Annotated in this window: 17 protein-coding genes; 10 read left to right on the forward strand and 7 right to left on the reverse strand. The window is 59.0% G+C overall.

Annotation, left to right across the window (positions count from 1 at the left end; translation table 11 throughout):
* Positions 1 to 53 precede the first annotated feature (53 nt).
* From RID11_RS10720 to RID11_RS10730, 3 genes are all read right to left on the reverse strand, one after another.
* Complete coding sequence (locus tag RID11_RS10720; RefSeq protein ID WP_350138769.1) at positions 54 to 1,334, reverse strand: MFS transporter; 1,281 nt, start codon at positions 1,332 to 1,334, stop codon at positions 54 to 56.
* A 444-nt stretch (positions 1,335 to 1,778) separates the two neighbouring features.
* Positions 1,779 to 2,513 carry a glutathione S-transferase family protein gene (locus tag RID11_RS10725; RefSeq protein WP_350138773.1) on the reverse strand — a complete coding sequence of 245 codons (735 nt, stop codon included), beginning with the start codon at positions 2,511 to 2,513 and terminating at the stop codon, positions 1,779 to 1,781.
* Positions 2,510 to 3,724 carry a CaiB/BaiF CoA transferase family protein gene (locus RID11_RS10730; protein WP_350138775.1) on the reverse strand — a complete coding sequence of 405 codons (1,215 nt, stop codon included), beginning with the start codon at positions 3,722 to 3,724 and terminating at the stop codon, positions 2,510 to 2,512. Before RID11_RS10730 ends, RID11_RS10725 begins: the two co-directional genes overlap by 4 nt.
* Before the next feature lie 169 nt (positions 3,725 to 3,893).
* Between RID11_RS10730 and RID11_RS10735 the strand changes: the two genes are divergently transcribed.
* The 4 genes from RID11_RS10735 to ycaC all read left to right on the forward strand — a co-directional run bounded on the left by RID11_RS10735 (position 3,894) and on the right by ycaC (position 7,603).
* A complete protein-coding gene (locus RID11_RS10735; protein ID WP_350138778.1) occupies positions 3,894 to 4,289 on the forward strand; it encodes a hypothetical protein in 396 nt (131 codons plus the stop codon).
* 270 nt (positions 4,290 to 4,559) lie between these two features.
* Positions 4,560 to 5,654 carry a tetratricopeptide repeat protein gene (locus RID11_RS10740; protein ID WP_350138780.1) on the forward strand — a complete coding sequence of 365 codons (1,095 nt, stop codon included), beginning with the start codon at positions 4,560 to 4,562 and terminating at the stop codon, positions 5,652 to 5,654.
* Positions 5,655 to 5,875: 221 nt separating this feature from the next.
* The gene (locus RID11_RS10745) at positions 5,876 to 6,775 is read left to right on the forward strand and encodes a LysR family transcriptional regulator (protein WP_350138783.1); all 900 of its coding nucleotides are present in this window, start codon (positions 5,876 to 5,878) and stop codon (positions 6,773 to 6,775) included.
* A gap of 207 nt (positions 6,776 to 6,982) precedes the next feature.
* Complete coding sequence (gene ycaC / locus RID11_RS10750) at positions 6,983 to 7,603, forward strand: isochorismate family cysteine hydrolase YcaC (RefSeq protein WP_350138785.1); 621 nt, start codon at positions 6,983 to 6,985, stop codon at positions 7,601 to 7,603.
* 204 nt (positions 7,604 to 7,807) lie between these two features.
* On the opposite strand, the gene RID11_RS10755 is transcribed toward ycaC, so the two are convergent.
* The 4 genes from RID11_RS10755 to RID11_RS10770 are packed head-to-tail and all read right to left on the reverse strand — an operon-like array spanning position 7,808 to position 11,478.
* Positions 7,808 to 8,719, reverse strand: a complete 912-nt coding sequence (locus tag RID11_RS10755; protein WP_350138787.1) for a LysR family transcriptional regulator — start codon at positions 8,717 to 8,719, stop codon at positions 7,808 to 7,810.
* 4 nt (positions 8,720 to 8,723) lie between these two features.
* Positions 8,724 to 10,004 carry a TRAP transporter large permease gene (locus tag RID11_RS10760; protein WP_350138790.1) on the reverse strand — a complete coding sequence of 427 codons (1,281 nt, stop codon included), beginning with the start codon at positions 10,002 to 10,004 and terminating at the stop codon, positions 8,724 to 8,726.
* Positions 10,001 to 10,495: a TRAP transporter small permease gene (locus RID11_RS10765; protein WP_350138793.1), complete on the reverse strand. Its 495-nt coding sequence runs from the start codon at positions 10,493 to 10,495 to the stop codon at positions 10,001 to 10,003. Before RID11_RS10765 ends, RID11_RS10760 begins: the two co-directional genes overlap by 4 nt.
* 20 nt (positions 10,496 to 10,515) lie before the next feature.
* On the reverse strand, positions 10,516 to 11,478 hold the full coding sequence (locus RID11_RS10770; RefSeq protein ID WP_350138796.1) for a TRAP transporter substrate-binding protein: 963 nt from the start codon (positions 11,476 to 11,478) through the stop codon (positions 10,516 to 10,518).
* Positions 11,479 to 11,768: 290 nt separating this feature from the next.
* On the opposite strand from RID11_RS10770, the gene RID11_RS10775 reads away from it, so the two are divergent.
* The 6 genes from RID11_RS10775 to RID11_RS10800 all read left to right on the forward strand — a co-directional run bounded on the left by RID11_RS10775 (position 11,769) and on the right by RID11_RS10800 (position 17,693).
* Positions 11,769 to 12,641, forward strand: coding sequence for a polysaccharide deacetylase family protein (locus tag RID11_RS10775; RefSeq protein WP_350138799.1), 873 nt, complete (start codon positions 11,769 to 11,771; stop codon positions 12,639 to 12,641).
* Positions 12,642 to 12,957: 316 nt separating this feature from the next.
* Positions 12,958 to 14,193 (forward strand): DMT family transporter, encoded by a 1,236-nt coding sequence (locus RID11_RS10780; protein WP_350138803.1) that lies wholly within the window; start codon positions 12,958 to 12,960, stop codon positions 14,191 to 14,193.
* Positions 14,194 to 14,491: 298 nt separating this feature from the next.
* Positions 14,492 to 15,298 carry a transporter substrate-binding domain-containing protein gene (locus RID11_RS10785; RefSeq protein WP_350138806.1) on the forward strand — a complete coding sequence of 269 codons (807 nt, stop codon included), beginning with the start codon at positions 14,492 to 14,494 and terminating at the stop codon, positions 15,296 to 15,298.
* Positions 15,299 to 15,357: 59 nt separating this feature from the next.
* Positions 15,358 to 16,101 carry an amino acid ABC transporter permease gene (locus tag RID11_RS10790; protein ID WP_350138808.1) on the forward strand — a complete coding sequence of 248 codons (744 nt, stop codon included), beginning with the start codon at positions 15,358 to 15,360 and terminating at the stop codon, positions 16,099 to 16,101.
* Positions 16,101 to 16,937: an amino acid ABC transporter permease gene (locus RID11_RS10795; RefSeq protein WP_350138810.1), complete on the forward strand. Its 837-nt coding sequence runs from the start codon at positions 16,101 to 16,103 to the stop codon at positions 16,935 to 16,937. The genes RID11_RS10790 and RID11_RS10795 overlap by 1 nt, the downstream gene beginning before the upstream one ends.
* A 9-nt stretch (positions 16,938 to 16,946) precedes the next feature.
* Positions 16,947 to 17,693, forward strand: a complete 747-nt coding sequence (locus RID11_RS10800; protein ID WP_502949352.1) for an amino acid ABC transporter ATP-binding protein — start codon at positions 16,947 to 16,949, stop codon at positions 17,691 to 17,693.
* Positions 17,694 to 18,130: the final 437 nt, after the last annotated feature.

Here is an 18,130-nt window from a genome sequence, read left to right on the forward strand (position 1 = left end):
ATGCCGCCTGAGCAGACTGCCGCAACGTTGATTCGGCAGAAACGCGGCATGTTCTACCCCACCGCCTCTTCGGCCTCTGCATTTTCGGCTGCCCAGTTGGCTGCGTCCTCCACCGCAACGGCAGAGGCCGTTGGCACGAGATTCACATAGGCATCGGTCTCCGAAGCAGGGACCGCCTGTCGCTGGCTCATACGATAGAATGCATAAAGCGCGATGATTGCGAAGGTGCCGCCGAGCACGATCCAGAACGCGAAAGGACCGAGTGCGTCCATGGCAAAGCCCATGCCGAGCGGGCCAATGATGGCCCCCAGTCCGAAGGTAAAGACGAGGCCACCCGAGATCGCCGGCATTTCTTCCGCGGGAACGTTGTCGTTGGTATAAGCCAGCAGCAGCGCGTAGAGCGGTGTCGTTGTGCCGCCCGCGAAAAAGGCCGCCCCCATCAGCGGTATCAGCGGATCGGGAAAGAGCCAGTCGGGCGGGCTCTGCGCCAGCCAGCCGAGCCCGCAGGACACCGCGCCGAGAAAAGCCGCGCCGCAGATCACCTTGCGTCTATCGAGCCGGTCAGACAGCCAGCCAATGGGCACCTGCAGCAGCAACGCGCCGCCGAAGAGCATTGCCACGAAGAGCGCAATCTGGTTTGCGCTCAGGCCGATCTCGGTGCCGAAGACTGCACCCATGCCCGACTGACTGGCATAGATGCTACCCAACAGAAAGATGCCTATGGTGCCCAGCGGCGAGGCAGTGAAAAGGTTCCTGAGATTGCCGGGCTTGGCCAGTTGAACAGGGGGCGCGGGCTGAACCGAAAGTAGAATCGGTGCAAAAGAAATCGAAACGAGGATCGAGGCCCCAATGAAAAGCGCTGCGTTGGCCGCGTCACCCAGCGTGAGCAACCCCTGTGCGCCGATGATGCCCAGCGTCTGAGCGATCATGTAGACGGAGAGCATCTTGCCACGGTTCTCGTTCGTCGTTGCATTATTGAGCCAGCTTTCAGCCACGACATAGATACCCGACATACAAAAACCGATAATGATGCGCAGCACCGTCCATGACCACGGCTCTGCCCAGAGTGTGAAGGCAATGAGGGCTGCGGACATGAAGCTGCCCAGCGCTGCAAAGACCCGCACATGCCCCACCCTCTGGATAAGCACGGGGGTGAAACGGGCACCGGTAAGGAAACCTAAGAAGTAGCCCGAGGTCACGATTGACAGCTCGGCGGCGGAAAACTCCTCAATACCACCGCGCAGGCCCATCAGGGTGAAATGCATGCCGTTGCCAAGCATGATGAGCACTATGCCCAAGAGCAGCGCCCAGACGGAGGCGAGCATTCTTGTCATCTGGATACTCCTCGCTGCTGTGGACGGCCTACGTTCTTCGAGCCTAAGGCACCTAAATGCTGCCAATGCAATGCCGCAGCTACGCATACGTCTCAGTTTATGACATCGTGCAATTTTTGTGTCCAAGAGGCGCGGCAACCGAGCAAGCATTGGCATACTCTTGGATTGTGTTTGCTTTGGAAGACCCTGATATTGGACCGAAAGCAGCAGGTTCCATCATTGAAGGAAAAGTTCACTTTGCCCCGCTCTGCCGCCATCCGTGTTCCCGAAATGCTGCGCGAGGTGCGAACGCCGGATCTGGTGAAGCCGCGCTGCAGCGGCGGCAAATAATATAAACGGCGATCATGCGCCGTCCGCGCGCTGATTTCTAAGAGGCTGGCCTGTTCATAAGGGGCGCAGGTTGGCGAAAATATCTGGCACAGGTCCTTGGATATCTGCCTATTACTATGCGTCGTCATCTCTGGTCTTTGGCCTCAGAGACGCCGCAGACTGGTTAAACAGAATGGTGTTATTATCGGCCCGGTGCTGCCCCCTGTTTTGCTCAGATTTGTGCAAGTCAATCGCGCGCTGCACCGCAGGACGTTCCTTAATCCGTGCACGCCAATCGGCCACGCGGGGGAACGCCTCGAGAGAGGCATCCAATGGTTTGGCGATGAACGCCCAAGGGAAGGCCAGGATGTCCGCGATAGAGAAGTCACCCAGAATATAGTCACGCCCGTCAAGGCGGCTTTCAAGAACGCCAAGGTTTCGGTCGTATTCGCCGAGATACCGCTTGAATCCGTAATCGCGGTCGACCTCCGGCGCATAGTTGCGGAAATGACTGAGTTGCCCGGCCATAGGCCCCTGATTGCCCACCTGCCAAAAGAGCCACTCCATCAATTCCTTGCGTGCGCGCAGGTCGCTTTTGGGTGGCGCGAACTGCCCGGTCTTGTCGGCAAGGTATAAAAGCAGCGCGCCGGACTCGAACACCGTCACTGGCCCGTCTCCCCAAACCGTATCTGGCGTGTGATCGACGATGGCCGGTATCTTGGCGTTCGGGCTGATTGACAGAAATTCCGGCGTGAACTGATCCCCCTCGCTCAGGCGCATCAGGATGGGCCGGTAGGCCAGCCCAGTTTCCTCAAGCATGATGGCGGCCTTCCAGCCATTGGGTGTGGGGGCGTAGTGGAGATCTATCATTCGGGCATGTCCTGCACGTCCGTTGCAATGCCGTCGGCAATCAGAGCGGCGACGGCATTTGCGTCATAGCCCGCCTGTGCCAACACATCGCGCGTGTCTGCACCCAGACGGGGCGCGGGAGTCGGCGACCCGGTTGGCGTGTTGGAGAACCGGGCGGGCGTTCGGGTCTGGCGAATGCGCCCGGCCTCCGGATGGTCCAGTTCGATCATTGTGTCATTGGCCTCGACCTGCGGATGCATGTAGACCTGATCGCGGGTCAGGACCGGCGCGCAGGGCACATCATGCGCACTCAGGCGGCGCATCCAGTTTTCGGTCGTGTCCTTCAGCAACTCTTGCTGCGTCAGGTCCAGACGGGCGGGTTTGTTTTCCTCGCGCGCAGCCACAGTGGCAAAGCGTGGGTCCTCCAGCCAGTCGGGCCGGTTCACGGCGGCGGAAAGTCCCGCCCATGTGCTGTCGGTATGGGCCGAAACCGCCATCCAGCCGTCGGTGGTCTGGTAGATCAACTCTACAAAGCTCTGCGCCTCGGCTCCCTTGTCGGGCTCAGCTTCGTCGCCAACAAAGGTATAGCCCGCCATGTCCGAGCTCCACAGAAATGCCAGCACCGTGTCCAGCATCGAGACCCGCACATGGCACCCCTCACCTGTCCGGGCACGCGACAGCAGCGCTGCAGTGATCGCCTGAGACGTCTGGATCGCAGTGAGCTTGTCAGGCAGGATCGTGCGCACGAGCCGGGGCCGCGCCGTATCAGCCCCGCCCTGCACACTGGCCAACCCAGACAGCGCCTGGATCAGCGGATCATAAACCGGCTTGCGCGCCCAGTCTCCTTCGAACCCGAAGCCTGCGATCGAGGTATAGATGATATCGGACCTGACCGCGCGCACCGCGTCCTCGCCCAGACCGAGCCTGTCGATCACGCCGGGGCGGAAATTCTGCACGACAACATCCGCGGTCTCGCAAAGCCGCAGCGCCGCCTCGACACCGCGCGCATCCTTCAGATTCAGCGTGACCGATTTCTTGCCGCGATTGTTGTTGAGAAATGAGGCCGAAAATCCGCCACGCCGCCCCGTGACCCGACGGCTGAGGTCGCCCCCCTCAGGGTGTTCGATCTTGATCACGTCCGCACCCTGATCAGCCAGTGTCATGGTGGCCAGCGGCCCCGAAATTACCGTGGTCAGGTCGATCACCCGAAAGCCCTGCAATGGTCCGGACATTTTGGAGGCCTCCATTTCGAGGTGTCATGTCAGAGGAGGTGTCCGCGAGCGCGCGGGCCGGTCCTTATCGTTCTCTGCAACTTAATGCGCAGCCAAGTAGTCGTCTAGTTCGGCGATTTAGAGTGCAGCCTGAGATTGCACATCAACGAGTATTTGACGCGGCCCATTCATGGGAGTGGATATTCTTGGAATTATTTCAAGATACTGCTTTTCTCGTTCTTCCGCCATCTGCGCATCGAAATTGCCGCAACTGGCACAAACGGCAGGTCTGATGAAGCTGCGCTGCAGCGGTTCTCGGCAAGGTGCACCGAAGCGACGAGCCGATCAAGTTGAAAACCATGACCTAAGTTTGCGAATTTGCGTCAACAGAGGCGTGTTCGAGTGCCATATTGCGGTTTCCCTGCTTGATCATCGTGATCATGTTCGGATTAACGAAGCCCGCCATTGCGGCGATTTCGACCTGCGTCTTTCTGGACCTCAGCTCCAGAATGCGGTGTTCGACGTATTTCGCGAGCTGTGTGTCCTGATGCGGTTTATTGGTCATTTGTGTTTCTCTCATTTGTGACGCAGCACGCGCTGCTTACTCTAGTTATAGAAAGCAGTTGCTTGGGGATGCGTGGCAGGATGAGAGGACCCGTGACGTTCTAATCGTTCGCCTTGGTTAGAAGCGCTTGTTGTGGATAGTGGTGTGCAATCGCACGACCCAAGCCGACTCTAGGTGAGAGGCCAAGAAGAACTTACGCGTTCCCCTGCACCCAAGCGAGGCGAGGTTGATCCGCAGAAAGCATTGTGCGAGCCATGCTCGTAAGGAACACCAGTTCGGGACCATACGCTGATGACAATAATGCGCGCGCGAAACAACGCCTCTCTTTGTGTTCATTTTCTCGTCGCAGCCGTCGTTGCCTTGCCGGTAAAAGCCGACCCGATTCCAGAGCCATGGCAATCGAAGCGCGAGACAGTGATCACCATCACGGATAAGGCATGCAACGGCGACGAGGATGCCATCTCGGAAGTTCACAGTCGGCTTGCGGAGAGTGACCCTGTCATGATGAACGCAACCGTCTGGTTGCGCTCTAATTGTGACGCGTTCAAATCCATGACCAAGGAGGAAACAGCGGTCCTTCAACGAAAATCGGCACTGGCGGGATTTCCCATCGCGATGTCTAACTATGGCGTGTCTTTGCTGCGTGGCGATCTTGGAGTCGCAAAGGACCATCCTACTGGTTTGGCCTTGATGGAGCGGTCCATTGAAGCGGGATATGGTGAAGCCGCCCGAGTCCTCGCAGAGTTTTATGCCAAGGGAGAATGGTTGCCACGCGATGTAGAAAAGGCTCGCGCTTATATCGCGATGGCCGAGGCAGAGGGTGTTTCTTCTGATGAAATCGCGAGCGTGCATAGATTAGTTTCGAAGGCCGCTGCTGCAGAGCCAAATGAATCTGAACAAGGTTCTGAATCAACCGTCCAACGTGCTGTCGGCGAACCGGACAAAGCTCCCTCAGATACGATTGCAGGCCGTTGTAGGCCACCTCAAGGCGATACCAGCCCGTTCTCTGGAGTCGAATTCAACTTACTAAACGTGGCTGCCAAGTGTATCTCGGCATACCCAAGAGATAACGATTGGCAATCGCAAAATCGTTGGGAAGCATACGTATTGAAGCGCTGCAACTCGATTTACAGATTGCGTTTCACTGGAAGCGAAGCGGCCGATTACACCGAAGCATGCGTCATGGCCGAGCAAGAGTTCCGTGAAGAATCCTCGGACTGGGAGCACAAGGTGATCGACCGTGTGACGCGTCCTGTGTGCACTTCTGTGCTTACAGAAGGACCCGACGGCGAGAAGTATTATGCCTGTTCGATCCACTACTCGACGGAGAGATACAACGGCCCCGCAAAGCCGTTGCGTGATGATGCAATAGTTATCCAGAACTAGATCTAACCTGCGTTGAATACAGAACGCCGCGCGTAAGTTAGGTGCGGCCTTGAATGTATGCAGCTATTGTTTCGCAAAGGGTAGCGTGAACAGACTTCTGCAATTTCGGCTTCCATAGCTCTTTCGACAAAGTCGGAAGGCGCTAAAGGACGGTGTCATCGCATTGCAGCACACAGCGTTTGAAAATTGCGCATGATCGATCGATGCCGTAATCAGAAAAAATGCGGTGGACGATCAACGAAATCGAGACCTTTCTCATTGTTATCGATGCAGGCTCAATTTCGGGCGCTGCAATCCGCATGGATATCTCGAAATCCGTGATCAGCAAGCGGATCAGTGACTTCGAGACAGCCCTCGGAACAGCCCTCTTCACGCGCCACGCAGGACGCATCACACCGACGGATCCGGCCCTGACCCTCGCCGAGCGGCTGCGCCCGGCGCTTACGCAACTGGTCACCGCGACGGAAAGTGCGGTCTCTGACGTCAAGGGATTGCGAGGTCGGTTAAGCATATCGGCACCGATGAGCTTCGGCATCCATCATCTCGGCCCGATAATTGCCTCATTTGCCCGGGCACATCCCGCACTCGAGATCGTCCTCGACTATGACGACGCCATGGTCGATCTGGCGCGCAAGGGTCATGACGTCGGTATCCGTCTGGGTGAGATGTCCGACAGCACGCTCCTCTCGCGCAAGCTCTGCGAGGATCGGCGCGCCATCGTCGCCAGTCCCAACTATATTGAGCGTCATGGCCCGCTGACTGACCAGGCCCAGCTCTCGGAGCATGATACGATCCGTTATCTGAACCGACGGATCGGCGACATCTGGCGTTTCGAGCCGCATGTTCGGCCTCCCCGACCCTCGCATCTTGTCACCAACAATGGCGAGGCGATGCGCGACATGGTCTGTGCCGGACTTGGCATAGCGCTTCTACCAATGTTTATCGTTCACAGGGATATCGAGGAGGGCCGGTTGGTTCAGGTTCTGCCGGACCTTCGCCCACACGGTCTGCCAATCCATGTCGTCTGGCCGCCGATCAAACCCATGCCGCAAAAACTCAGGCTCTTCATAAACCACCTCGTAGAGAGCCTCGGCGACACGCCACCCTGGTTGCGAACATAGAAGCGGTCTCGGCCCGTAATCTCGTCAGGCACGTTCTCGGATTGCGAACCCGATGTTCGCGCCGAGCCCGGTGACGTCCCGCCCCCTGGTAGCTGTATGCTTGAGGTGTTGCGCTGGTCTCATTCTGCCCCACAGGGGCCGAGCACTGCGCAGCACCCCAAACATGCGAGGCCGGGATGCCGGTCTCACGACAAGAAGGAAACGCGAATGTCATTCACCTATACACGCCTGAACAAGGAAGACGCGGCGGTTCTGCTCGTAGATCATCAGGCCGGACTGCTCTCGCTGGTGCGGGATATCGACCCGGACAAGTTCAAGAACAACGTCTTGGCCCTTGCCGATGCCGCCAAATACTTCGGCCTGCCGACCATTCTGACGACGAGTTTCGAGGACGGACCGAATGGCCCCATCGTGCCCGAGCTCAAAGAGACCTTTCCCGACGCCCCTTTTCTCGCGCGCCCGGGGCAGATCAACGCTTGGGACAACGAGGATTTCGTGGCCGCCGTGAAGGCCACGGGCAAGAAGCAATTGATCATCGCCAGGGTCGTTACCGAAGTCTGTGTGGCCTTCCCAGTTCTTTCCGCGATCGAGGAAGGCTACGACGTGTTCGTAATCACTGACGCCTCCGGCACCTTCAACCCGATGACCCGAGACGCCGCGTGGGACCGGATGTCGGCGGCAGGCGCTCAGCTCATGACCTGGTTCGGGGCCTCCTGTGAACTGCACCGCGACTGGCGCAACGACATCGACGGGTTGGGCGAACTTTTCGCGAATCACATTCCCGACTACCGGAACCTGTTTTCGAGCTATCTTGTGAACCGGAGCTGAACGCCATCACAATGACGGTCACGCCGAGAGTCTGCCGGTAATATAGCCCATGCCCGCATTTTCTCTCGGCGGGCATGGGCCAGCTAGCAGATGCGATCAGCATTTCGACAAGGATCCTGCCTAGATCTGGGCCGTCTACTCACCCAGCGAATGCTGGAATTGCGCTACGGCTGCAGGATAGGCCGCAGGTTGAGGCGGGCTGCTTCACGTGCGGATCTCCTTGAAGACATCCGACACAACCTTACGCAGCCATTTCTGTCCCGGCTCGCGTTCGGTCCTGAGATCCCAGCAGAGGTCGAACGAGAACACCACTTCTTCCAGCGGCAGAGGTGACGCCTTGAGATTGCGCAAACGCGGGTCGAGTGAGAACAGCCGTCGCGGTGCGATGGCGATCAGGTCGGACTTGGCGACGATATCAGGAATCTCGAACCAGCTTGCCACGGTCATCGCCATGTGCCGCTCCAGGCCGCGCGCGGCGAGGGCGTCATCTATCACAGTCGTGCCGGTGGCCGATTGCGACAGCTTCACATGGGGGAGTTCGGCATAAAGCTCCGCCGTCATTGGGTCATTCGCGCGCGGATGGTCACGGCGCATCAGCACGACGATCTCATCGGCCAGCAGACGCTGCGAGCGCACCACCTCCGGCTGAAGCCGCCCCGGGGTCAGGCGCACCTGCATGTCGACCCTGTCCCAAACGCTCTCGGGCGAGATCGAAAACGGCAGGATGTCGAAGGACACGCCCGGCGCCTCGACCTGCAACCGCTCGGCCAAGCGTGGCAAAAGAAAGCCGGAGACGTAATCGGCGACCTGCATGGTGAAAACCCGCTTTGCCTCGGCAGGCACGAACTGGTGTTGCAGCGAAATTGCCGTCGAGATGAAGCCCAATCCGCGTTCGATATCGGCGCTCAACTCGCGTGCGCGATCGGTGGGGCGCACCCCGTCGGCGGTGCGAAAGAATAACTCGTCGTTAAGCATGATGCGCAGGCGGGCCAGCGCATGACTGACCGCCGAGGGCGATAGCCCGATTTCCTCCGCCGCCCCGGCGATGGAGCCACGCACCATTATGGCGCGGAAGATGACGAGCAGGTTGAGATCGAAGTTGCGCAGGTTCACCATGGCATCACCGCATGAGGCTTACAAAGGAAAGCGTCACCTGCGGCACGAAGGCTACCAGGAGCAGCACCGCGATCATCACGCCGAGCATCGGCATCAGCGGCCGCGCGATCTGGCCGATCTTCAGCCCGCTGATCGCCGCCCCCACGAAGATCGTATAGCCGAAGGGCGGCGTCGCCATGCCGATGGTAAAATTGATCGCCACCATCGCCCCAAACTGCACCGGGTCCATGCCGAGCTGCTCTCCGATGGGAATGAGGAAGGAGGCGAGGATGATCATGGCGGCGAGATTGTCCATCACGCAGCCGATTACCAGCAACAGTAGGTTCATCAGCAGCAGGTAGAGCGCCGGCGTATCGGCGAAGCCCTCCATCGCCTGTGTCACCTGCCCGGGGATGCGCTCGAAGGCCATGACCCAGCCAAAGCCATTGGCCAGCGCGATGATGAACATGACGATGGTCATGGTCTTGAGCGATCCGCGCGTGACCGGGACGATATTGTCCAGAGTCAGTTCCCGGTAAACACCAAAGCCCAGCACCAGCGCAAAGACCGCCGCGACGATGGCCGCCTCGGTCGGCGTTACGATCCCGCCATAGATGCCACCCAGCACGAGGATCGGCCCGCAGAGCGCCCATTTCGCCGCGTTGAACGCAGCCCAGACCTCGGCGCGTGTCGCCTTGGGCTGCGGCGCGATGTCATGCTTGCGCGCGTGATGCCAGCAGAGCGCCATGAGGCCGAGCGCCAGCAGGATGCCCGGCACGATACCCGCCAGGAAAAGCTGGCTGATCGAGGTCTCGGACATCACTCCCCAGACCACCATCGGGATCGACGGCGGCAGCATCGGCCCGATGATCCCGCCTGCGACCGCAAGCGCGGTGGCGAAGGGCCGCGAATAGCCGCGCTTTTCCATTTCCGGGATCATGATCGCTCCGATGGCCGCCGTGGTCGCGGGCGCGGATCCAGAGAGCGCCGCGAAGAAGGCGGCGGCCAGAACCGCGACCATGCCCAGCCCCCCGGTGCGATGTCGCACCAGCACATCGGCAAACCCCACCAGCCGACGCGAGATACCGCCCGCCGTCATCAGGTCACCGGCGAGAATAAAGAACGGGATCGCCAGCAGGCTGAAGGATTGCGTGCCCGAAACCATCCGCTGCGCAAAGATCATCATGTCGATATCGGCGCTCCAGAGCGCGCCTATCGTGGCCAGGCCGATGGCAAAGGCCAGCGGCACGCGCAGCACAAGCATCAGCGGCAGGCCAAGTGTCAGGACAAGAAGCGTGGTGTTCATGTGGCGGCCGTCTCGGGGTCAGCAGGTGTGAGCAGCCTTGCCAGCCCATGCAGGATGAAAAGCGCGCCGCAAACTGGCACACAGAGATAAAGCACCTCGATGGGAATTTGCAGCGCGGCGGTGAGTTGCCCTGCCGTGCGACCGACATAGGCGATCCCGGCGGTGAGCGTGACCCAGCCGAACAGGATCGCGAGAGCGGCCACCAGCCGGTCGGCCCAGCCGTGCAACCGCTCAAACCGGGCGGGGATCGACTCGACGGCGACGTGAAAGCCCTCACGCAATCCGACGGTGGCATAAAGCAGCACCAGCCAGGCGAAGAGAATGATCGCCAGTTCCTCGGTCCAGCTTGGCGGCGCACCGAGGAAATAACGCATCAGAACCTGTGTCACGAGAAGGCCCAGCATCACGAAGATCAGCCCGACGCAGAGATTGGCCACGAGCCGCGAGGTCACGTGGCTCGTGGTGTCGATGATCATGGCGATCCTGCGCACGCATGCCTCCTTTAGCGCCGTCAGTCCGACGACACGGCTTTCAGCGCGCGCTCAAGCAGCTCTTCACCGATGGTCGCCTCGAAACGCTCGTAAACCGGACCGACCTTGGCGCGGAACGCGCCGACATCGTCGATCTCGTTGATCTCCATGCCCTTCTCTTTCAGCGCCGCGACCACGTCCGCCTCGGCTGCGGCGACCGCATCGCGTTGTTTGGCAATCGCCGCCTCGCTGGCCTCCATCACCGCCTGTTGCACATCCTCGGGCAGATTCTCGAAGCTGCGCTCCGACATCAGCAGATGGATCGCCGAGTAGGTGTGCCGCGTGAAGCTTAGATACTTGGTGACGTCTGCGTAATTGTTCGAATTGACCACTGAGGTGGGGATTTCGAGCCCGTCAACCGTGCCCTGCTGCATCGCGGTGAACACCTCGCCCCAGGCCATCGGCACCGGGCTCCCACCAAGCGAAGAGAACATCTCGATGAAGACCGGGTTCTGCATGGTGCGGTATTTCACGCCTTCGACATCCTCGGGTGTGCGCACCGGCCGGGTGTTGTTGATCATGTTGCGAAAGCCGCCTTCGGCCGCGCCAAGAGAGACGACACCATGCTCGCGCAGGTTGGTCGCCAGTTGTTGCCCTACCTCTCCGTCAAGCACTGCATGCGCCTGCTCGGCGCTGCCGAAAAGGAATGGCAGATCGACAAGCTGGTAGCTGGGTTCGAGATTGGCGACCACGGCATTGGTGATGATCCCCATGTCAATAGTGCCGAATTGCAGCCCCTCGAGGATCTCCTTGTCGTCGCCCAGCTGTCGGTTCGGAAACAGCTGCACCTCTACCCGCCCGGGCAATGCCGCCTCCAGCTCGTCCTTGAAGGCATGCGCGGTAATCGCATAGGGATCGGTCGGGCTATCAGCCGTGAGCCAGGCGAGCTTCAGCTCGATCTCGGCGGCATGCGCGGCACCGGTCAGGGCCATGCTGGTGAGCATGGCGCCAACTGCTCTGCGTGTGAAAGTCATGGTCATCGGTTTTCCTCCCTTTGATGATCGTCCGGGTCTGGGCCTCTCCCTCGTCCCGAAGGTCTGCCCGAAGCCTACACGCGCCCCAACCGATGCAAACAGTGCATAAGTCGCACTGTAACCTGCACATAATGCAGGTGCCAAACTGAAATCCCTGCAGGATGCTCTGAAAGAAATGAAGTTTTCTCAGGCAGTGTCGCCCCATAAGCTTGAACAAAGTCGGCTCTGTTCCGGCAATTAGCGCAAGAAGGAATAGGTGCATGGCCCAAATCGAATTTGAGACACGACCTCTGGCACCGGATATTTGCTGGCCCGACAACCGCCGGATCGCAGTGGTATTCAACCTTGCCTACGAGATGTGGTCGCCAGGGGTGACATCCGGGGTCGGCCCGATGGGCAACATACTTGGCGACGGTCTCTTTGACCCCAATGCCGACAGCTACGGGCGTTACAACGCCACCCACGGCATCCCGCGGCTGGTCTCGATCCTGGAGCGTCACGATATCCCGGTTACCCTGATGACCTCCGGGCTGGTGGCCGAGACCTTTCCCGATCAGCTCTGCACCTACGCGGCCCAGGGCCATGATATCGTCGGCCACGGCCTTGCCCAGGATATGATCTTTCCGACACTCTCCACGGACGACGCAGAGCGCTCGATCATCCGCAGCACAGCGGCAATCGAGGCCGCGATCGGACGCCGGCCCTTGGGTTGGATCAGCCCAAGAGTGACCTCATCCGCAGCGACGCAAAGCCTGCTTGCCACCCATGGATATCATTGGCACGGCGACGTGCTCGACGGCGACCTCCCCTACCTCCAGAGGTTCGAGACTGGCGAGATTTTGGCAATTCCGATGTCGGTCGAGTTCAATGACCTGCCGCACGCCATGCGTTTCGGCCGCACCCCGACGCAATTCGTTGAGATGTTTCAGGACGCGTTGACCGGATTGCGGTCACAGCCTGCCGAAACGCTCATCCTCGACATCATTGCACATGGCCATTGCTACGGTCGCCCCGCCGCCGCCTGGGCCATCGACGAAATCGCAAGCCTCTGCAAGGAGGACGACTCCATCTGGCTCACAACGCGCTCCAAGATCGCAGCACATTACAAAAAGATCGGTCAACACGCCGCTTGATCTGTGTGCAACGGCAAGGGTGAACTGAACGCGCTCCAATCTCGTAGCATGGTCCACAGGACAATGCTGCGAAATCAGTCCGGATATGCATCCACGGGGCCCCGGTTCGGCGTCTGCGCCGAGTATTGATTATGTGTCGTTTTGCGGATTGCACCGGTATCGAAGCAAGCGCGAATTACTCGGAAATCAGATTCCGGATTCATACCATCCAGACGCGCTGTGATGACGGCATTCAGGAGCCAGTCTGAAACTTTCATCGTCCGTCCTGCGTGCTTCGTTGTGACCCTGCCCGAAATCCCGGGCCTGAGGAGCAACGATGCAGAACGCAATAACCCTTAGACGGCCCATAACAACAGACATCTGTCTGGCCATCCGCCGCCTGCCGATGGCGAGTTGGGGGTTGATCTGTGCCTGGACCGCAGTGCTAATCTATGCGGCATCAAATTCCATCGTGGCACTGCTGGTCGATATTGGCGAGGCCAACCCCGTCGACGAGGGGCGCAACGCCATAACCTACATGAACCTGCTGTTACTGGGCTCGCTTCTCTCGGTCATCCCGATGGTTTTTCTGTTCCGGCGCGATTGGACCCGTGCCAACATCGCGCGACTGAGCCGCCGCGACTGGCGTATGCTGACGCTCTCGGCCTTTCTGTCGTCGGCGCTAACGCCGGGACTGTTCTTCTACGCGCTGGCCCATACCAGCGTGACCAACGTGGTTCTGGTCTCGCGGATCGAGCCGCCGCTGTTTCTCTTGGCCGCCTGGCTGGTGCTGAATGAGCGGGTCTGCCGTCGCACCATGACGGCCGGGTTGATCGCTCTGACCGGTGCAGTTGTGATGATCGGATTGCGCGACGGTGGCGGGGTCGGCGCGCTTGGCACCGGCGAATGGGCCACCGTGGCGGCAACACTGTCCTACGTGGCCTCGACACTGGTGACCCGAGTGAGCCTGCGCGATATCCCGCTCGGGATCTTCTCGATCTATCGCACCGTCGTGGGTGCGGCGATCTATTTCGTGCTCGTCTCGGCGCTCTACGGCCCCCAGGTGTTTCGTGATATTCTTTCACCGCTGCTGTGGCAGTGGATCTGGTTGTATGCAGGCGTGGTCATCGTGCTGGGCCAGTTGGCCTGGAACATGGCACTGAAACACGCACGCGCCTCTGAGCTTTCGCTCGCCACATCCTTCTCGCCGCTCGCTGCGATCCTGATTGCGATGTTGCTTCTGGGCGAAACTGCGGGGCCGGGCCTGATACCGGGCGCTGCGCTGATCGTGCTGGCGATTGCGATCGGCAATGGTCTGTTCTCGCGGCAGCGAACTGCACCGATGGACCATGGCGTCGCAACCAGCGACCGGGAGCAGCACACGCCGTTCGCCTGGTCGCCCCAATCCCACGTGCGGCCAAAATGGGTTCGGTTGATCTCTCGGTCAGACCATACAAATACCAGCCAACTGACCGAATCTGGACACGGTGCCCCAACAAGAGCATACCCGCCATGGACCCTCTCAACGGCCCCTCCGAGATTGCCCTGGTCGCGTCCTGCTCTGGGAGGATAGGCCAAGTCACCAATGAGTGTCGGCGGTTCACGTTCAGACGAAAAGCAGTAGATCTTGCTTTAATTTGACAGCAGGCCTTTAGCCAATCCGATCTCTTAAGCAACTGCGACGGCTACAATCTCTTCAAAGTATCGCCTTGCCGAAGCGGTTTGACGCAACACGCTCCACGACCGGTCAGGCAAGCAAAATACTGACGTCTAGAGTCAGAATTTATGGAATTCAGGGTTGAAGTAATGTCTAAGTTTCGAACTGATGGAACTACAACCGATCAACGGTGAGAAACCACAGGGAGACGGAAATGATAAAGAGAACCATGAAAACCCTCGCGTCGGCACTTTGCGTGTCGGCAATCGGCCTTACAGCGGCCTCGGCCGACGTGCTCGACACGATCAAGGAACGCGGCACGCTCATTGTCGGCGTCAAGGCCGATTACAAGCCCTATGGCTTTCTCGATTCATCCGGTAACATCATCGGCATCGAGCCCGATCTTGCAAAAGACGTCGCCGACGAACTGGGTGTCGAGGTCGAGTATGTGCCGGTGGTCAGCTCGAACCGGATGCAGTTTCTGGAGCAGGGCAAGATCGACCTCATGATCGCGACCATGACCGACACTGAAGATCGTCGCAAGGCCGTGCAGATCGTGGACCCCAACTATTACTCTTCCGGCACGAACATCCTTGCGCTCAAGAGCCTCGGTCTGACGGAGTGGGAAGACCTGCGGGGCAAGCCTGTCTGTGGTATTCAGGGGGCGTTCTACAACAAGTCCACGTCGCAGAATTATGGTGCAGAGATTGTCGCCTTTACGGGCACGGCCGAGGCGTATTCGGCTCTCAAGGCCGGCAATTGTGCCGCGTTTGTCTATGATGACAGTGCCATTGTCGCGAAAACCAACGATCCTGAATGGTCGGATTACGAAATGCCGCTCAAGACCATTGACGACGCGCCTTGGGGGCTTGCTGTCCCGCTGGGCGAGGACGAATTCGCGGCGTTTATGAGCGACATGATCACCGAATGGCACAAATCCGGACGTATTCTGGAGCTTGAGACGGAGTGGGGCGTGGCCAACACGCCGTTCGCCGAGGCGATGCACGAAAAGTTCAAGTAAACCAAAGCAGGCGGAGCATTCGGCTCCGCCTGATATCCCTGCCCCGGAGCGCCCCCTACATGGACGTCATCTATGAATGGTTTCGCGTTCTTTACGACGAAACCGGCATCAACCTGCCATTTCTATACGATGCCTATGACCGCAATCGCATGATCGACGGATTCTTTACGACGATCCGGCTTTCGCTGGTCTGTCTGTTCTTTTCGGTGTTGATCGGCGTGATTGGAGCCTGGCTGCAAGGGTCATCGTTCAAATGGACCCGGCGTATCGTGAATGGGTATATCCAGCTCTTTCGCAACACCCCGCCGCTGGTGCAGTTGTATTTCTTTTATTTCGCCATCGGGACGATGCTCCCGACGGTTGAGAACGATTGGGGCGGCCAATCGCCGATTCTCGGCAGTTTCGCCTGGGCCGCGATATCGCTGTCCTTCTTCGCCGGGGCATTCAATGTCGAGATATTCCGCTCGGGGATCGAGGCGGTGCCGAAATCCACCGTCGAGGCGGCTGAGGCTCTCGGTTTTTCGAGATTGCAAATCTACCGCGACGTGACGCTGCCATTGGCGTTCCGGGTGGTTCTGCCCGCCCTCAACAACAACCTTGTCAATCTGGTCAAGACAACAACACTCGCCTACGCGATCGCGGTGCCGGAGATGCTCTACGAGGCCAATCAGATCTGGTCGGACAATGTGAATGTGACAGAGATGATGATCTTTCTCTTGCTGGCCTATTTCGCATTGGTGGGCGTTCTGGTGGGCGGCATGAACCGTTGGGAGCGCGCGATGAGAATTCCGGGTTTCGGCTGATGAGCTACAAGACAGATCTTCCCGTCATGAAGCCGTTCAGACCGCGCGAGCCGGAACCGCTCCTGGGGTTTCGGCCGTGGCACTTTGTCGTGATCGCACTCCTTGCCGTGTTCGGACCTTCCCTCGCCTTTGCGCAAGCGGGTGTGCCGCTGCTGACCCCGTTTGCTGTCCTGCTGGACTGGGTGCCCTTGCTGTTGCAGGGCTTCATATTCAATCTCGTCATCTCATTTCTCGCAATGGCCCTTGGAACGGCGCTCGGCACGTTGCTGGGCCTCGGACAGATATCGCTCTCACGGGTGACACGCGGCGTGTCATGGTTCCTCACACAGTTCTTCCGCAACGCCCCTTGGCTGGTCCTGCTGTTTTTTGCGATGTTCCTGTTACCGTTCGAGATCAACCTGCTGGGCATTTCGATACCATTCCCCGACTGGTTCAAAGCCATTCTTGGCTTGTCGCTGCCGGTGATGGCGAACGTCTCCGAGATCGTGCGAGGGGCTGTCAGATCACTGCCCAGTGGACAGTGGGAAGCTGCAGAAAGCCTCGCGTATACGCGGCGGCAAACTCTATGGCTGATCATCCTGCCGCAATGCGTGAAGCGCATGCTGCCGCCCTGGATGAACCTCTATTCCATTCTGACGATGGCAACGGTTCTAGCCTCGATCGTCGGCGTTTCGGAGGTCATGACACTGACCGGACAGGCGCTCGCCGCAGAAGGCGGTCGTCCTGAATTGCTGGCGCCGTTCTATGGGTTCGTCCTCTTGTTATTCTTCGCCTACTGTTATCCCATCGCACGTTTCACCGTTCGGCTGGAACGCAAATTCGCAGTCATCAACTGAGGAAATGAAATGAGTTGGACCCCTGCCGAACCGATGGTCTCACTGAAGGACGTCCACAAGTCCTTTGGCACGCTCAAGGTTTTGAACGGCGTATCGCTTGATGTGATGAAAGGTGATGTGATCTGCATCATCGGCCCATCAGGGTCCGGCAAATCTACACTGATCCGCTGCGTCAACGCGCTCAATGATATTCAGCAAGGTTCTATCCTCGTCGAGGGGCAAGAGGTGAACGACCCTAATCTGGACAAGCTGGAGTTGCGGAAGAAGGTCGGCATGGTGTTTCAGCAATACAACCTGTTTCCGCACAAGACTGCATTGCAGAATGTCATGATGGCGCCGGTGCGCGTGCTGAAACAGGACAAGGCAAAGGCTGAAGCGACCGCACGGGCCTTGTTGAAGAAGGTGCGTCTCGAGGGCAAGGAAGGTGCATATCCCGGCGAACTCTCCGGGGGGCAGCAACAACGTGTCGCCATCGCACGATCCTTGGCAATGCAGCCTGACGTAATGCTATTCGATGAGGTCACCGCAGCACTTGATCCCGAGACCGTCGGTGAGGTTCTGCAGACCATCAAGGATCTGGCCGAAGAGGGGATGACCTGTATCCTCGTCACTCACGAAATGGCCTTTGCCCGGGAGGTAGCAGACCACATTTACTTCACGGACCGGGGCGTCATTGTCGAACACGGCCCGCCGGAGACCTTCTTCAAGAACGCCCAGGACCCGCGCACCAGGGAGTTTCTCAGCCAGATCCTCTGATGCATGTCCCACAGCCACGGTGCTTACCGTGAGTTGGAGGTGCAACAGGTTAGCGAATAATCGACAAGCGTCGAGCACGCTGTGAGGGCACCAGAAGGATTCGCAGGGCGCCCTGAGCGGCCCGTGGAGTCGCAAGACGCGCCTGCCTGCAGTCAGGGAGTCCGCGAGCACGACCGCTCTTAGCGAGTCTCTCCACAGCTCTGAGGGGCATGGCCGTGTCAGCCACGCCACTTAACTCCATGATGTGGCCCAATGCACTTGGATAAAAGCACGCCAAGGCTGATCAAGACGTCTGACCACAGCAGCAGCCATTTGCGTGAAGTCAAAGAGTGTGCCGGTTAGTTGCCCTATGCTCGCTACGAGCAATAAGCTCGGAACCAATTCCAACCGCGGTTCCAGCAGTCTCAAGTTGGCGTCGGAGCCTATAACAAAGGTTG

The sequence above is a fragment of the Roseovarius sp. genome (genome assembly GCF_040219995.1).
Classification (GTDB): Bacteria; Pseudomonadota; Alphaproteobacteria; order Rhodobacterales; family Rhodobacteraceae; genus Roseovarius.

What these genes read in the sequence shown, in the direction of transcription:
- RID11_RS10720 (WP_350138769.1), bottom strand. Translation starts at nt 1,334, where the DNA reads ATGACAAGAATGCTCGCCTCCGTCTGGGCGCTGCTCTTGGGCATAGTG.
- RID11_RS10725 (WP_350138773.1), bottom strand. Translation starts at nt 2,513, where the DNA reads ATGATAGATCTCCACTACGCCCCCACACCCAATGGCTGGAAGGCCGCC.
- RID11_RS10730 (WP_350138775.1), bottom strand. Translation starts at nt 3,724, where the DNA reads ATGTCCGGACCATTGCAGGGCTTTCGGGTGATCGACCTGACCACGGTA.
- RID11_RS10735 (WP_350138778.1), top strand. Translation starts at nt 3,894, where the DNA reads ATGGGAGTGGATATTCTTGGAATTATTTCAAGATACTGCTTTTCTCGT.
- RID11_RS10740 (WP_350138780.1), top strand. Translation starts at nt 4,560, where the DNA reads ATGACAATAATGCGCGCGCGAAACAACGCCTCTCTTTGTGTTCATTTT.
- RID11_RS10745 (WP_350138783.1), top strand. Translation starts at nt 5,876, where the DNA reads ATGCGGTGGACGATCAACGAAATCGAGACCTTTCTCATTGTTATCGAT.
- ycaC (WP_350138785.1), top strand. Translation starts at nt 6,983, where the DNA reads ATGTCATTCACCTATACACGCCTGAACAAGGAAGACGCGGCGGTTCTG.
- RID11_RS10755 (WP_350138787.1), bottom strand. Translation starts at nt 8,719, where the DNA reads ATGGTGAACCTGCGCAACTTCGATCTCAACCTGCTCGTCATCTTCCGC.
- RID11_RS10760 (WP_350138790.1), bottom strand. Translation starts at nt 10,004, where the DNA reads ATGAACACCACGCTTCTTGTCCTGACACTTGGCCTGCCGCTGATGCTT.
- RID11_RS10770 (WP_350138796.1), bottom strand. Translation starts at nt 11,478, where the DNA reads ATGCTCACCAGCATGGCCCTGACCGGTGCCGCGCATGCCGCCGAGATC.
- RID11_RS10775 (WP_350138799.1), top strand. Translation starts at nt 11,769, where the DNA reads ATGGCCCAAATCGAATTTGAGACACGACCTCTGGCACCGGATATTTGC.
- RID11_RS10780 (WP_350138803.1), top strand. Translation starts at nt 12,958, where the DNA reads ATGCAGAACGCAATAACCCTTAGACGGCCCATAACAACAGACATCTGT.
- RID11_RS10785 (WP_350138806.1), top strand. Translation starts at nt 14,492, where the DNA reads ATGATAAAGAGAACCATGAAAACCCTCGCGTCGGCACTTTGCGTGTCG.
- RID11_RS10790 (WP_350138808.1), top strand. Translation starts at nt 15,358, where the DNA reads ATGGACGTCATCTATGAATGGTTTCGCGTTCTTTACGACGAAACCGGC.
- RID11_RS10795 (WP_350138810.1), top strand. Translation starts at nt 16,101, where the DNA reads ATGAGCTACAAGACAGATCTTCCCGTCATGAAGCCGTTCAGACCGCGC.
- RID11_RS10800 (WP_502949352.1), top strand. Translation starts at nt 16,947, where the DNA reads ATGAGTTGGACCCCTGCCGAACCGATGGTCTCACTGAAGGACGTCCAC.